The sequence below is a fragment of the Actinosynnema sp. NPDC059797 genome, assembly GCF_042732085.1.
Classification (GTDB): domain Bacteria; phylum Actinomycetota; class Actinomycetes; order Mycobacteriales; family Pseudonocardiaceae; genus Actinosynnema.
Map to the genome: position 1 here is coordinate 1 of NZ_JBHWIE010000134.1, position 13,163 is coordinate 13,163.

The window sequence follows — 13,163 nt, forward strand, 5'->3', positions numbered from 1 at the left end:
GACGGTGATCGGATCCCGGGCGACGGCGTGGCGCAGCCGCTCGGCCAGCGGCGTCGGCTGCTCGGCGTCCGCGCCGGTGGTGATCAGCGCGAACTCCTCGCCGCCGTAGCGGGCCAGCACGTGGCCGGGACCGGCGACCGCGCGCAGCCGGTCGGCCACCTCCACCAGCACCCGGTCGCCGCCGGGGTGCCCGAACCTGTCGTTGATCCGCTTGAACCGGTCCACGTCGAGGATCACCACGGCCAGCGGGCCGCCGGTGCGCTCCGCGCGGGCCACGTCGTCGGCCAGGCGCGCCTCGAAGTAGCGGCGGCTGCGCAGCCCGGTGAGGCCGTCGGTGATGGCGATCCGGCGCTGGTCGACCGCCAGGCCCGCGAGCCTGGTGGTGGTCAGCGCGAACAGCACCGCGCAGCCGACCGCGATCGCCGGGACGTCCCGCTGCACGCCCTGGGCGTGCTGGAGGAGCAGCAGCAGCGGTCCGACCAGCGCGCCCAGGCACAGCACGGCCAGCCGCGGCCAGCTCAACCGCAGCGCGGGCACGTCCGCGGCCTGCGCGATCCGGCCCATGGACGGGTGCAGGGCGCACGCGCCGAGCGCCAGGTTCCCGGTCAGCCAGATCGCGTCGAGGAAGTTGCCCGCCGCGTAGGTGTGGTCCAGCCGCTGCAGGACGTAGACGGTGTCGGCCGTGAGGATCGCCGCGAGCCACGCGCTCAGCAGCACGAACGACGTGTCGCGGCGACCGCCGCCGCCGAACAGCAGCCGCAGCGAGACCAGCAGCACCACCAGGTCCATCAGCGGGTAGGCCAGCGACGCGACCTCCACCAGCAGGGGCGTGCCCAGGCGGGTCTGGGGGCCGATCACGAACACCCACGACAGCAGGCCCGCGCCCACGGTCAGCGACGCGGCGTCGAGCAGGCCGGGCAGGTCGCGGTGGGAGCGGCGCTGGCGGATCAGCACGACCAGGCCGGCGATCACCAGCGGGTAGTGGCCGATGTAGAACACGTCGGCGATCGACGGGTAGCTCGTCTCGTTGAGCACGTAGTGCGAGACGTAGAACGTGGTGTCGGCCAGGGCGTACACCAGCTGGCCCAGCCCGAGCAGCACCCACGGCGCGCGGTGCTCCGGCCGGTTGCGCCGCACCCCCCACCACACCGCGGCGGCGGCGGACGCGCTGATCGCGCAGTAGAGGACCACGCGCAGCGGAACGGTGCCGACGAAGATCGGCACGGTGTAGTAGGCACCCATGACCGCGAGACCGAGGACCGCGTACCCGAGCCAGAGCCTGTCGGGCTTTTTGATCGGGATTCCGCGGTTTCCGACCGACGTGTCCGCCACGACGCGCAATCCGCGACTCTCCTTCTGCGACTCGGCTCCGCTGCGACAAGCGTGGCCATGGAATCGGTAAACAGAGGTGGCGTCAATCCCCCGTTGCCGAGTCTTCACCCGGCGGAGGGGGAGGATAGGGTTGACGCCCACCACCGTACGCCCTGGGGGAGATCATGTCGGATCGAGCGCGGGAACTGCTGGAGCGGGTGCGCGAGGAGGTGCGCCGGGACGGCGGGACCAACGAGCTGGTGCCGCTGATCGCCCGCGGGAAGGCCTCGCGCGAGGCGCTGCGCGCCCTCGCCGCGGAGGAAAACCTGATCGTGCGCAGCGATTGGCGAGCGTTCCTCACCTTGGCGGCGCAGTCGACCGAGCGCCCGCAGCGCGAGTTCTTCTCGATGGTCGCGGGCGGCGAGGGGCTGGCGCTGGCCAAGCTCGGCGACTTCGCCGCGGGCTGCGGCCTGACCGAGGAGGACCTGGCGGCCCACCGCCCCCTGCCGGGGTGCCAGGCGTACCCGTCGTACGTGGCCAGGCTCGCCCTCGACGGCAATCCGCACGACGCGCTGCTCGCGATTCTGGCGAATTTCGCGGAATGGGGAGGCTATTGCGCAGCGATCGCGACGGCCCTGCGCGAGCATTACGGTTTCGACGACGCGGCCTGCGCGTTCTTCGACTTCTTCGCCACCCCGTCGCCCGAGTTGGACGCCCTGTCGCTGGAGGCCCTCGACGCGGTGCTGGCCACCGGGTGGACGCCGGAGGGCGCCCTGCCGGCGGCGCGCCTGCTGCACTCCTACGAGCTGATGTTCTGGAACACGCTGGCGGGCTTGGCCTGAGCCGGCGCGGGGACGGCCCTGGGTCGTCCCCGCACCCGTCAGGGATGCCCTCGGGAACCCGGGCGGCCGTGCGCGGTCAGGGGACTGCGACCGGGTGGCTGTCCCAGTTCTCGGGGGTGTCGGGGCGGCCGAAGAGGTAGCCCTGGGCGTAGGCGCAGCCCGCCCGGCGCAGCCAGTCCGCCTGCGCCTCGGTCTCGATGCCCTCGGCGACGGTGTGCGCGCCCAGGACCTCGGCCAGGTCGATGATGCAGCGGACCACGCCCGCGGTGCGCCCGGTGTCGTCGAGGTTGCCGGTGAACGACTTGTCGATCTTGACCACGTCGAAGGGGTACCGCTGGAGGTAGCTCAGCGACGAGTAGCCCGTGCCGAAGTCGTCCAGGGCCACCCGGACACCGGTGTCCCTGACCTCCATCAGGCCGCGCATCGCCGCCTCGTCGGCCCACACCGACTCGGTCACCTCGATGGTCAGGTGGGCGGGCGGCAGGCCGGTGGTCTTGAGCACGCGGTCCAGGGAGGGCAGGAACGCGGGGGTGGAGAGCTGGCGCGTGGAGACGTTGACGGTGACGCCCAGCTCGCGGCCCTGCTCGCGCCAGCGCACGGCCTGCTCGCAGGCGCCGGCCAGGACCTTCGCGCCCAGGGGCACGATCAGGCCGGTCTCCTCGGCCAGGCCGATGAACGCGCCGGGCCCGAGCAGGCCGTGGCCGGGGCGCTGCCACCGCACCAGCGCCTCGGCGCCCGCGGCCTCGGACGTCGCGAGGTCCACGATCGGCTGGTAGTGCAGCACGAGCTGGCCCTCGGTCACCGCGGTGCGCAGGTCGGCCTTGTCGCGCTGCCGCGCCAGCACCTGCTCGCCCATCTCCGGGCGGAACAGCCGGATGCGCCCGCCGCCCTCCCGCTTGGCCGCGTACATCGCGGTGTCCGCGTCGCGCAGCAGGTCCGCGGTCCCGGCGCCCGGCCGCGACACCGCGATGCCCACGCTGGCCCGGATCGCCGTGTCGTGCCCGAGGCCGGCCAGCGGCCGGGCCAGCTCGGACAGCACGCGGGTGGCCAGCCGCGCCGACTCCCGCACGTCGTGGCCCGGTGCGAGCACCGCGAACTCGTCGCCGCCCAGTCGCGCGGCCTCGGCCACGGGGCCCGCGGCCCGGTTGATCCGCTCGGCCGCCGACACCAGGTACCAGTCGCCCGCCTCGTGCCCGTCGGCGTCGTTGACCTCCTTGAACCCGTCCAGGTCGATCACCAGCAGGCCGACCGCCTCGCCGGCCAGCAGCGCATGGTCCACCAGGTGCAGGAAGTGCGCGCGCCCGGCCAGCCCGGTCAGCTCGTCGCGCTCGGCGCGGGCGCGCAGGGCCTCCTCCAGCCGCCGCCGCTTGCTCACGTCCTGGGCGGTGACCAGGGTGTGCCGGTCGACCGGCACCGCCTGCACGGCCAGGACGCCGGTGGCGCCGTCGGGGCGCGGCACCTCGACCTCGACGGGTTCCTCGGCGGTGCGGCAGCCGGAGCCGCAGCGCGAGATGTCGGGGCCGTGCGGGCACGGGACGCGGTCGTCCGGACCGCCGGTCCAGGACAGCAGTTCGCTGGCGCGCTCGTTGCGCAGCGAAGGCGCGCCCCGCTCGTCGAGCAGCGCCAGGCCGACGGGGCTGGAGCGCACCACGGCCTCGAGGGTGCGGTTGGCGCGTTCGAGCAGTCGCGTCGAGCGCACCGCCTCGTGCAGCGCCAGGGTTTCCACGACCAGCCCGGCCAACGGGATCAGGTTGGCCGCGAGCTGCGGCCCGGTGACGGTGACCGGTTGGGCGGCCAGCCACCAGCACAGGCCGAGCAGGTAGCCGGCCAGCGCGGGCAGCGCCTTGACCGGGTAGCGCTCCGCGCCGTACAGGGCCCGGCGCACGGTGACCGCGAACAGGAAGGCGATGGCGGGCTGCGGGGTGGGCAGGACCAGCGTCGCGGTGAAGATGACCACGCCCTCGACCGCGGCGGCCGGCCAGGGGTGGCGGGCGGGCCGCAGCCAGCTCAGCAGCACGACCAGCACCAGGGCGACCAGCGGCAGGTGGGCGGGTCCGACGCCCACGAACGCCAGCTGCGCGGCGAACGCCAGTCCGGCCAGCCAGGTGAACACCGAGGTGAGCCGGACTATGCGGCGCAGCCCGGCCAGCTCCGGTGACGGGAGTCCCCCGTCCACCGGAGCACGGGTTGGACGAGCCACGCCCGGTTACCCCCAGAGTAGAACGACGATCACGGCACGGCCTGCCGGGTTATCGCACTATCCAGATCCGATTTCCGGGATGCAACCGCCATTCGGGTGAACGTCCACTGTGGACCCAGCGGTCAGTTGCCCGGGGTGCCGTCCTCGTTCGGCGGGTCCGAGTCGGGGAACGGGTCCGGGGTGGTCTCGCGCAGGTCGGCCGCGTCCGCCTTGGCCTCCGCGATGTCCTTCCGCACCTCCGCCAGCCGCTCGTCCTGCTCGGGCGTCTCGATCTCGCGCACGTCGTCCTCGTCGACCATGGCCCTGGGGTTGCCACCGGCGGGGCGGGCAAACCGCCTTGGACACCGACCGGGGCGGGAGCTAGCCTCGGTAATAGACCACCGGTTCGTAAACGGCGAGGAGACCCCATGTCGACCAGCGCGCCGCCCCGCCCGTCCGCGCGCCGTCGCATCGCGTTCACCGCCGTGCTGCTCTCCGTGACCGCGCTGCTCTTCTGGGTGCCGTGGTTCGGGCTGTTCGCGCCGAGCGCGCGGTGGCCGTGGCCGGTGCAGCTGACCGGCACGGTGCTCGTCGCGGCGGCCTCGATGGCGTTCCCGCTGCTGCTGGTCCGCGCGCACGGCCGCCGGCACACCGACCGCGCCGCCCGGGTCGCGCACGCGATGCTCGGCGTGGCCTGGGTGTTCTTCGCCTGGGCCCTGATCACGGACGTGCCGCGGCTCGTGCTGGCGGTCGCGGGCGTGGAGAACCCGTTGCGGGCCCGGGTCGTCGCGGTGCTGCTGCTGGCGATCGGCCTGGCCCTGACCGCGCACGGCGTCCACGAGGCGCGGCGCGTGCCGAGGGTCAGGCGGACCGAGGTGGTGCTGCCCCGGCTGGGCGCGGCGTTCGACGGGCTGACCGTGGCGGTGCTCGCCGACACCCACTACGGCGCGATCGACCGCACCCGCTGGTCGCGCGCCACGGTCGCGGCGGTCAACGCGCTGGAGCCGGACGTCGTGGTCCACGTCGGCGACATCGCCGACGGCACGGTCGAGCAGCGCCGGGGCCAGGCCGCCGCGCTGGGCGAAGTCCGCGCGGCGCACCGGTTCTACGTCTCCGGCAACCACGAGTACCTGAGCAACGCCCAGGCGTGGCTGGAGCACATGGCGGAGTTGGGGTGGACGAGCCTGCACAACCAGCACCGCGTGCTGGAGCGCGACGGGGCGCGGCTGGTGTTCGCGGGCGTGGACGACGTGACCGGCGCGCACTCCGGCGAACCCGGCCACGGCGCGGACCTGGGCGCGGCGCTGGCGGGCACCCGGCCCGACGACCCGGTGGTGCTGCTGGCCCACCAGCCGAGCGAGGTCGTCAAGGCGGCCGCCGCGGGCGTGGACCTCCAGCTGTCCGGCCACACGCACGGCGGCCAGATCTGGCCGTTCCACCTGCTGGTGCGGCTCCAGCAGCCGGTGCTGTCGGGGTTGAGCCGCCACGGCGAGCGCACCCGGCTCTACACCAGCCGGGGCGCCGGGTTCTGGGGCCCGCCGCTGCGCGTGTTCGCGCCCAGCGAGATCTCGTTGCTGACGCTGCGCGCGGGGACCTGACCTCCCCCACCTGCGGTGCGCCGACCACCACCGGTGACCCTGCGCACGAAAGCGTGACCCCGGCGTAGCATCCCGAGCCCGTGAGGGTCTTGGTGGTGGGTGCGAGCGGGTTGATCGGGCAGCACGTCGTGGAACGGCTGCGGGCGTTGGGGCACGAGGCGACGACCGCGGCGCGGACCGCGCGCGACGGCGTGGACCACGCCCTGGACGCCACCCTGGCGAGCGGCGCGGAGTTCCGGTCGCTGCTGGCCGGGCACGACGGCGTGGTGTTCGCGGCGGGCGCGGACGACCGGGAGGTGCCGCGCCGGCCCTCCTACCCGGTGTTCCACCGCGGCAACGTCGCGCCGGTCGTGCGGCTGCTCACCGCGGCCCGCGAGGAGGGCCTGACGCGGGCGGTGGTCCTGGGCTCGTACTACACGCACTTCCACCGCGAGCACCCCGACTGGCGGCTGGCCGAGCGCCACCCCTACATCCGCAGCCGGGTCGAGCAGGCGCGCCTGGGCCGCACCGCGGCGGGCCCGGACCTGCCGGTGGCGGTGCTGGAGCTGCCGTTCGTGTTCGGCCGCGCGCACGACCGCCTGCCGAACTGGGCGGAGCCGCTGGACCGGTGGGCGCGCTCGCGGTCGCCGCTGGTGGCCCCGCCGGGCGGGAGCGCCGCGACGACGGCCCGGTGCGTGGCCGAGGTGGCGGTGGACGCGCTGGAGCGGGCGTCCGGTGAGGACATCCCGGTGGTCGAGGAGAACCTGACCTGGGCGCGGATGATCGGCCGCATCGCGGAGGCGGCCGGGCACCCGCGCCCGGTGCGCCGGCTGCCGGGCGCGGCGGTGCGGGCGGCGCTGTGGCTGACGTGGGCGGCGCACGCGGCGCGGGGCAGGCAGTCCGGGTTGGACCCGAAGCACCTGGGCGGGTTGCTGCTGCGCGAGCTGTTCGTCCAGCCCGCCCGGTCCGGGTCGATCGACGCGGCGATCGCGGAGACGTTCCCGCGCGACTGACGAGGGGCCACCGCATCCCCGTGCGGCCCGCCGCGGTCCGACCCCGGTTCCGGGTGCCCGACGGGCCGCCCGGCGCGGTCGGTGGCGACCCGGCGTGACGCGCGGGGCACCCGGAGGTGTGCCGCGGCGTCCCGACCGGATGGACGTCCCCGCGCCGGGCCACGCCGCCCGAAAGGCCGGATTAGGTTCGGTCCCGCCCGGACGACCGCCCTTTTCGGAGGAACGCAGATGAAGGCCGTGCGCACCACACCGTTCCGCGCCGCGCTGCCCGTCCTCGCCGCGGTGCTCGCGCTGGCGACACCGGGTCCCGCCGCCGGCGCGGCCGCCCGACCCACCCCGGCCCCGGCCCCGGCCTCGGCGGAGTGCGCGACGCTCGCGCCGTACGACTACGAGTGCGTGTTCGTGAGCGTGGTCAAGGCGCGCGTGCTGATCGACCAGGCCGCGCGGAGCCTGACCACGCGGGCCTACCTGGGGCACGATCTGTTCGGCTGGAAGTTGGTCGCCGAGCGCACCTGGCGGTCGGCCCAGGAGCGGGACGACCTGTGCGGCACCGCGTTCGGCCACACGGCCTGCGTCCACACGGAGTTCAGCTGGGCGGAGAGGTTCGTCTCCCTGCGCGCCACCTACGACGGTCGGGAGGTGGGCAGCTGGCGCTACGACTGGTAGCGCCAGCCACCCCTTCAGTAGCCGCGTCGACCGGCCGAGGGCGGCTCGTAGTCGTAGTCCCCGTCGTCCTCGTCCGGCACGTCGAACGGCAACGGACGGTTCGTCCACGAGTCAACCAGGACCAACAGCGCCGCGAAGATGACGACGACCACACCGACCCAGGCCAAGCCACCCCAAGCCAGGACGCCCGCGATCAACAGCAGCGGCAGGACGGTGAACAGGATGAAGGGGTCCACCCGTCCCAGTTGCCGCCGTCGTCCCGAACTCGCCATCTACGCCCTCCCAGTCAAGCGCCTCCCGGGGTGAACTTACGCGACCCGGTTCACCGAGGCGTCAACCGGGCGTCACCGACCCCGCTGCTCCCGACCGGGGTACTGGCCGCGCGTGCGCTCCAGGACGGTGGCCAGCACGGCGAGCAGGATCATCCCGAGGCCCAGCCCCAGGTGCAGGAGGTTGTCGGCGGCGTTGAACGGCACGAAGTTCGCCCCGCCCGCGGCGTCCACGGCCGAGCCGTAGACCCACAGCAGCAGGTAGACGAACCCGCCGACGATGAGGAAGGCGCGTGACGCGCCCGCCGCGCGGGCCGCCAGGACGCCCGCCACGCCGAACAGCAGGTGCACCAGGTTGTGCAGCACCGAGACCTGGAACACGCCGAACAGCTCGGCCCGCGACCCCGTGCCGGCGAAGCCGAGGTGGTCGAAGTGGGCGGTGATGCCCGGGATGAAGCCCAACACGCCGACCAGCAGGAACACCGCACCGACCAGGAGCGCGAGCGCCTGGACGGGGCGACGGCGGGTGCCTGCGCGTTCGGTTGCGCTCGTCATGGTGGTTCCTCCCGATCGGCTCGCTGGGCCTGGCGTACCCGGAGGCGGCGGGGTGAAACCAAGATCGCCGCCCACCCCCGTGTCGACCGACTGGCGGGGTTCGTGACGGCGACCGACCGGTGTGCCATTTGTGAGTGACCAACCACTCCTTTTGACAAACAGAGGCTTGACCCGTTTACTTCTCCAGGGAGTGAGTGACTGACCACTCATAGATGGAGGAGGTCCCATGAGCGACGTGTCGACCGGACAGGTTCTGGAGGTCGTGCTGCCGGGCGTGGTCGAGCCCGACGGTTTGGTGCTGCGCCGCCGCGCGCGGCCCGTGCCCGGTCCCGGTCAGGCCCTCGTGCGGGTCGAGGCGACGGGCGTGTCGTTCGCCGAGCAGCAGATGCGCCGGGCCAAGTACTACGACCAGCCGCCGTTCCCCTTCGTGCCCGGCTACGACCTGGTCGGCACGGTCGCCGAGGTGGGTCCCGGCGTCGACGCGGGCCTGGTGGGCGGCCGGTTCGCCGCGCTGACCAAGACCGGCGGGTGGGCCGACCACGCCGTGGTGGAGGCCGCCGACCTGGTGCCGGTGCCCGCCGGCGTCGACCCGGCCGAGGCCGAGACGTTCGTCGTCAACGGCATCACCGCCTGGCAGATGCTGCACGGCGTCGCCCGGGTCGCCGAGGGGCAGACCGTGCTGGTGCACGGCGCGAACGGCGGGGTCGGCTCGACCCTGGTCCAACTGGCCCGCCTGGCCGGGGCGCGCGTGATCGGCACCGCGTCGCCGCGCCACCACGGCACCGTGCGCGACCTGGGCGCGATCCCGCTGGACTACCGCGACCCCGACCTGGCCGCGAAGGTGCGCGAACTGGCTCCGGGCGGCGTGGACGCGGTGTTCGACCACGTGGGCGGGCCCGGCATCGTGGACTCCTGGCGGCTGCTGGGACCGCGCGGCGCGCTGGTGGCCTACGGCACGGCGTCCACTCGCGACGAGGAGGGCTCCTCGCGGCTGCCGGTGCTCAAGCTGTTCGCCCGCCTGCTGCTGTGGGACGCGCTGCCGGGCGGTCGCACCGCGAAGTTCTACAACATCTGGGCGGGCAAGCGCGACGCGTCCCGCTTCCGCGCCCGCCTGGGTCGCGACCTGGGGGCGGTGTTCGCGCTGCTGGCGGAAGGCAGGCTGCGCCCGCAGGTGGCCGCGCGGGTGCCGCTGGAGCGGGTGTCGGAGGCGGTGGCGCTGGCCGAGTCCGGCACGGTGACCGGCAAGGTCGTGCTGGTGCCGTGAGGCGGTGGGCCACCGAAAACGAGTGGATCACCGACCGGCCGCCGGCCACAATGCCGGGATGAGCGTCCACCACCACGAGGTGCCGTCGCTGTCGGGGCGGGTCGCCGCCACGATGTCGGGGGCCATCGGTCGAGTCCGCGCGGAGCTGGCAGGGGCGGACCCGGTGGTGCGACGATCCGAGCACGCCGACTTCCAGTGCAACGCCGCCCTCGCCCTGGCCAAGCGCATCGGGGTCAGGCCGCTCGACCTGGCCGCCGACATCGCGGGCGCGCTCGAACCCGGCGGGGAGTCGCTGGTCGCCTCCGTCGAGCCGTCGGGGCCGGGTTTCCTCAACGTCACCGTGACCGGCGGTGCGCTCTGGGAGCAGGTCGTCGCCCGGTCGCGGGACCCGCGCCTCGGTGTGGGGACGCCCGAACGGGGACGTCGGACCGTGGTCGACTACTCGGCGCCCAACATCGCCAAGGAGATGCACGTCGGTCACCTCCGCACGACGATCATCGGTGACAGCCTGGCGCGCGTCCTGGGCTTCCTCGGCGCGGACGTGGTGCGCCGGAACCACCTCGGCGATTGGGGCACCCAGTTCGGGATGCTGATCCAGTACCTCGACGAGCACCCGGACGCCGCGTGGCACCAGGACCAGCTCGGCGAGGGCGCCTCGGCGGTGTCCGCATTGGACGGCCTGTACCGGGCGGCGCGCGCCGAGTTCGACGCGGACCCCGGCTTCGCCGACCGCTCCCGCTCGCGCGTGGTCGCCCTCCAGTCCGGCGACCCGGGCACCGTCGCGGTCTGGGAGGGCATCGTCGCCGAGTCCGAGAAGTCGTTCCGCGCGATCTACGACCGGTTGGGCGTGCTGCTCACCGCCGAGGACTCGGTCGGCGAGTCGTTCTACAACCCGATGCTGGCCGACACCGTCGGGGAACTGGTCGACGCGGGCCTCGCCGTCGAGAGCGAGGGCGCCCTGGTGTTCCACTCGGACGAGGTGACCGGACCGGAGGGCAGGCCCGCCGCGCTCATGGTCCGCCACCCTCCGCCACCGCGTCCGCGACCTCCGCGCCGAGCGGTTGGTCTACGTCACCGACTCGCGCCAGGCGCTGCACTTCCGGCTCGTCTTCGAGGCGGCCCGCCGTGCCGGGTGGCTCACCGACGGCACCAGCGCGGAGCACGTCGCCTACGGAACCGTCCTCGGCCCGGACGGGACGCCGTTCAAGACCCGGTCGGGCGGCACCGTCCGGCTCGTGGACCTGCTCGACGACGCCGTGGCCCGCGCACGGGCCGTCGTCCTGGAGAAGAACCCCGACCTGGACGCCGCCGAACTCGACCGGATCGCCGAACTGGCGGGGATCGCCGCGGTCAAGTACGCCGACCTGTCCACCTCGCGGGTGAAGGACTACTCCTTCGACGTGGACCGCATGGTCGCCTTCACCGGCAACACCGGGGTCTACCTCCAGTACGCCCACGCGCGCATCAGCTCGATCCTGCACCACGCCGGCGACCCGGCGCCGGAGGTCGACCGCACCGTCCCGCTCCACCCGGCCGAACGGGACCTCGCGCTGGCGCTCGACGCCTACGGCGCCGTCCTGACCGAGGTCGGCGCCACCCTGGAACCGCACAGGCTCTGCGGCTACCTCTACGAACTGGCCCGCGACTTCACCACGTTCTACGAAGCCTGCCCCGTCCTGAAAGCCGGCGAACCCGTGCGCGGCAACCGGCTGGCCCTGTGCCGGCTCACGGCCCGCACGCTCGGCCACGGCCTCGGCCTGCTGGGGATCACCGCGCCGGAACGCATGTAGGCGACGCCCGAGCCGTACCGGGGCGCGACTGTCACAGAACGCGCACACGACCCGCACACGACGCAGAAATCCCGAGGGAAACGTCGGAGGCGTTCAACTCCGGCTCTACCAGTGGGAGAAGCGATGCAGCGGGTCCTGTTCCCGGCCGTGGGGGCTCTTGTCGTGGTGCTGTCGTCCTGTGGTCCGGTCGCGCCGCCCGGCGCGGCCGGCGCGCACGGGTCGCCCGGCCGCGCCGCCGAGGACGGGAGCATCGCCGGCGACGGCCGGATCTCCCCCTACGCCGACCACGTCGCGATCCGGCGCATGGACCCCGGGTTGCTCGCGGCGGTGCGGGAGGCCGCCGAGGACGCGAGGGCCGCCGGGATCGAGGTGGGGGTGACCTCGGGGTGGCGCAGCGCGGAGTACCAGCAGCGGTTGCTGGACGAGGCGGTGGCGCGGTACGGGAGCGTGGAGGAGGCGCGGCGGTTCGTCACCACGCCCGAGGAGTCGGCGCACGTGTCGGGCAAGGCCGTGGACATCGGGCCGACCGACGCGGCCGACTGGGTCGGCCGGCACGGGGCGGCCTACGGGTTGTGCCAGGTGTACGCCAACGAGATGTGGCACTTCGAGCTGCTGACCACGCCGGGTGGGCGGTGCCCGGAGCAGCGCGGCGACGCGGCCGGGTGACCGCCCGGCAGGAGGGGCGCGGCCCTACCGGTCCCCGGTGTCGCCCCTGGGCACGGTGAGGGTGAACACCGCGCCGCCGTCGTTGCGCACCTCCAGCCGCCCGCCGTGCAGGCGTGCGTTCTCCTGCGCGAGCGCCAGGCCGAGGCCGCTGCCGCCGGTGTGCCGGCGGGAGCGGTCGCCGCGCACGAACCTGTCGAACACCACCGGGACCAGCTCGTCCGGCAGGCCGGGGCCGGAGTCGGCGACCCGCACCCGCACCACGTCCGGCGCGCCGCCGTCGACCGCCGCGGTGACCGGGGGCCCACCGTGCCGGACGGCGTTGGCGACCAGGTTCCGGACGACGGTGTGCAGGCGGCGCGGGTCGCCGAACACGGTGGTGTCGCCCACGTGCTCGACCCGGACGTCCGCGCCCGGCGCGCTCAGCTCCACCGCGTCGGCCACCAGCGCCCCGAGATCGACGACCTCGGGGCGGAACTCCGCCGCGCCCGCGTCGAACCGCGAGATCTCCAGCAGGTCCTCCACCAGCGCGCCCAGCCGCCGGGCCTGGGAGCCCAGCAGCTCCGCCGACCGCGCCCGGTCCGCCTCGTCGGCGCTGTGCAGGCCGTCGGCGGCCGCGATCAGGGACGCCAGCGGGGTGCGCAGGTCGTGGGCCACGTCGGCGGCGAACCGGCGCTGCTGCCGGTCCTTGAGCCGCAGTTGCTCGATGGACTCCCCCAGCCGCCGCGCCATCGCGTTGAACGACCCCGCCAGGTCGGCCAGCTCGTCGCGGCCCTCCACCGGCAGCCGGGTGTCCAGCGCGCCCTCGCCGAGCCGCCGCGCGGCGAGCGCCGCCGTGCGCACCCGGCGCTGGATGCCCCGCGCGGCCAGCACGCCCAGCACGCCGCCCAGCAGGGCGACGAGCACCGCCACCAGGGCGAGCGCGCCGCGCAGCGCGGCGAGTTCCCGGTCCAGCTTCCGGGTGCTGTAGAACTCGGCGAGCAGCAGCCCCGGCTCGACCTCGCCGACGATCACCAGCTGCGGCCCGTCCGGGG

General features: G+C 74.3%; 13 protein-coding genes and 1 pseudogene. 8 read left to right on the forward strand and 6 right to left on the reverse strand.

Translation table 11 applies throughout. The features are described from left to right. On the reverse strand, positions 1-1,242 hold a 1,242-nt coding region (locus ACFV4N_RS25410), incomplete at its 3' end, for a GGDEF domain-containing protein (RefSeq protein ID WP_499675099.1). Between the two features lie 254 nt (positions 1,243-1,496). Between ACFV4N_RS25410 and ACFV4N_RS25415 the strand changes: the two genes are divergently transcribed. Continuing rightward, positions 1,497-2,153, forward strand: a complete 657-nt coding sequence (locus tag ACFV4N_RS25415; RefSeq protein WP_499675100.1) for a thiaminase II/PqqC family protein — start codon at positions 1,497-1,499, stop codon at positions 2,151-2,153. Between the two features lie 76 nt (positions 2,154-2,229). On the opposite strand, the gene ACFV4N_RS25420 is transcribed toward ACFV4N_RS25415, so the two are convergent. Together ACFV4N_RS25420 and ACFV4N_RS25425 are read right to left on the reverse strand one after the other, a co-directional pair. Next, on the reverse strand, positions 2,230-4,329 hold the full coding sequence (locus tag ACFV4N_RS25420; protein WP_499675101.1) for a putative bifunctional diguanylate cyclase/phosphodiesterase: 2,100 nt from the start codon (positions 4,327-4,329) through the stop codon (positions 2,230-2,232). A 146-nt stretch (positions 4,330-4,475) separates the two neighbouring features. Beyond that, positions 4,476-4,652 carry a hypothetical protein gene (locus ACFV4N_RS25425; protein WP_499675102.1) on the reverse strand — a complete coding sequence of 59 codons (177 nt, stop codon included), beginning with the start codon at positions 4,650-4,652 and terminating at the stop codon, positions 4,476-4,478. A gap of 108 nt (positions 4,653-4,760) precedes the next feature. Between ACFV4N_RS25425 and ACFV4N_RS25430 the strand changes: the two genes are divergently transcribed. The 3 genes from ACFV4N_RS25430 (at position 4,761) to ACFV4N_RS25440 (ending at position 7,588) form a co-directional block, all read left to right on the forward strand. Beyond that, positions 4,761-5,930, forward strand: a complete 1,170-nt coding sequence (locus tag ACFV4N_RS25430) for a metallophosphoesterase (protein ID WP_499675103.1) — start codon at positions 4,761-4,763, stop codon at positions 5,928-5,930. A gap of 80 nt (positions 5,931-6,010) precedes the next feature. Then, the gene (locus tag ACFV4N_RS25435) at positions 6,011-6,922 is read left to right on the forward strand and encodes an NAD-dependent epimerase/dehydratase family protein (protein ID WP_499675104.1); all 912 of its coding nucleotides are present in this window, start codon (positions 6,011-6,013) and stop codon (positions 6,920-6,922) included. 228 nt (positions 6,923-7,150) lie between these two features. Further along, positions 7,151-7,588 (forward strand): hypothetical protein, encoded by a 438-nt coding sequence (locus ACFV4N_RS25440; RefSeq protein WP_499675105.1) that lies wholly within the window; start codon positions 7,151-7,153, stop codon positions 7,586-7,588. 14 nt (positions 7,589-7,602) lie between these two features. Here ACFV4N_RS25440 and ACFV4N_RS25445 read toward each other — a convergent pair whose 3' ends face one another. Continuing rightward, positions 7,603-7,824, reverse strand: coding sequence for a hypothetical protein (locus ACFV4N_RS25445; protein ID WP_499675106.1), 222 nt, complete (start codon positions 7,822-7,824; stop codon positions 7,603-7,605). A 108-nt stretch (positions 7,825-7,932) separates the two neighbouring features. Then, a complete protein-coding gene (locus tag ACFV4N_RS25450; RefSeq protein ID WP_499675107.1) occupies positions 7,933-8,412 on the reverse strand; it encodes a DUF4383 domain-containing protein in 480 nt (159 codons plus the stop codon). Between the two features lie 226 nt (positions 8,413-8,638). Here ACFV4N_RS25450 and ACFV4N_RS25455 point away from each other — a divergent pair, with 226 nt between their 5' ends. The 4 genes and pseudogenes from ACFV4N_RS25455 (at position 8,639) to ACFV4N_RS25470 (ending at position 12,132) form a co-directional block, all read left to right on the forward strand. Continuing rightward, positions 8,639-9,676 carry a medium chain dehydrogenase/reductase family protein gene (locus ACFV4N_RS25455; RefSeq protein ID WP_499675108.1) on the forward strand — a complete coding sequence of 346 codons (1,038 nt, stop codon included), beginning with the start codon at positions 8,639-8,641 and terminating at the stop codon, positions 9,674-9,676. Positions 9,677-9,788: 112 nt separating this feature from the next. Next, positions 9,789-10,598 (forward strand): annotated as a pseudogene (gene argS, locus ACFV4N_RS25460) (arginine--tRNA ligase domain-containing protein); the annotation flags it as partial. Positions 10,599-10,737: 139 nt separating this feature from the next. Continuing rightward, complete coding sequence (gene argS / locus ACFV4N_RS25465; RefSeq protein WP_499675109.1) at positions 10,738-11,466, forward strand: arginine--tRNA ligase domain-containing protein; 729 nt, start codon at positions 10,738-10,740, stop codon at positions 11,464-11,466. Between the two features lie 123 nt (positions 11,467-11,589). Beyond that, positions 11,590-12,132 carry a M15 family metallopeptidase gene (locus ACFV4N_RS25470; protein ID WP_499675110.1) on the forward strand — a complete coding sequence of 181 codons (543 nt, stop codon included), beginning with the start codon at positions 11,590-11,592 and terminating at the stop codon, positions 12,130-12,132. A gap of 24 nt (positions 12,133-12,156) precedes the next feature. On the opposite strand, the gene ACFV4N_RS25475 is transcribed toward ACFV4N_RS25470, so the two are convergent. Next, positions 12,157-13,163, reverse strand: a 1,007-nt coding sequence (locus ACFV4N_RS25475) for a sensor histidine kinase (RefSeq protein ID WP_499675111.1), incomplete at its 5' end; no start/stop codon positions are given.

Excerpts from the sequence above, each read along its gene's own strand:
- ACFV4N_RS25415 (WP_499675100.1), top strand. The coding sequence starts at position 1,497 with ATGTCGGATCGAGCGCGGGAACTGCTGGAGCGGGTGCGCGAGGAGGTG.
- ACFV4N_RS25425 (WP_499675102.1), bottom strand. The coding sequence starts at position 4,652 with ATGGTCGACGAGGACGACGTGCGCGAGATCGAGACGCCCGAGCAGGAC.
- ACFV4N_RS25430 (WP_499675103.1), top strand. The coding sequence starts at position 4,761 with ATGTCGACCAGCGCGCCGCCCCGCCCGTCCGCGCGCCGTCGCATCGCG.
- ACFV4N_RS25440 (WP_499675105.1), top strand. The coding sequence starts at position 7,151 with ATGAAGGCCGTGCGCACCACACCGTTCCGCGCCGCGCTGCCCGTCCTC.
- ACFV4N_RS25450 (WP_499675107.1), bottom strand. The coding sequence starts at position 8,412 with ATGACGAGCGCAACCGAACGCGCAGGCACCCGCCGTCGCCCCGTCCAG.
- ACFV4N_RS25455 (WP_499675108.1), top strand. The coding sequence starts at position 8,639 with ATGAGCGACGTGTCGACCGGACAGGTTCTGGAGGTCGTGCTGCCGGGC.
- ACFV4N_RS25470 (WP_499675110.1), top strand. The coding sequence starts at position 11,590 with ATGCAGCGGGTCCTGTTCCCGGCCGTGGGGGCTCTTGTCGTGGTGCTG.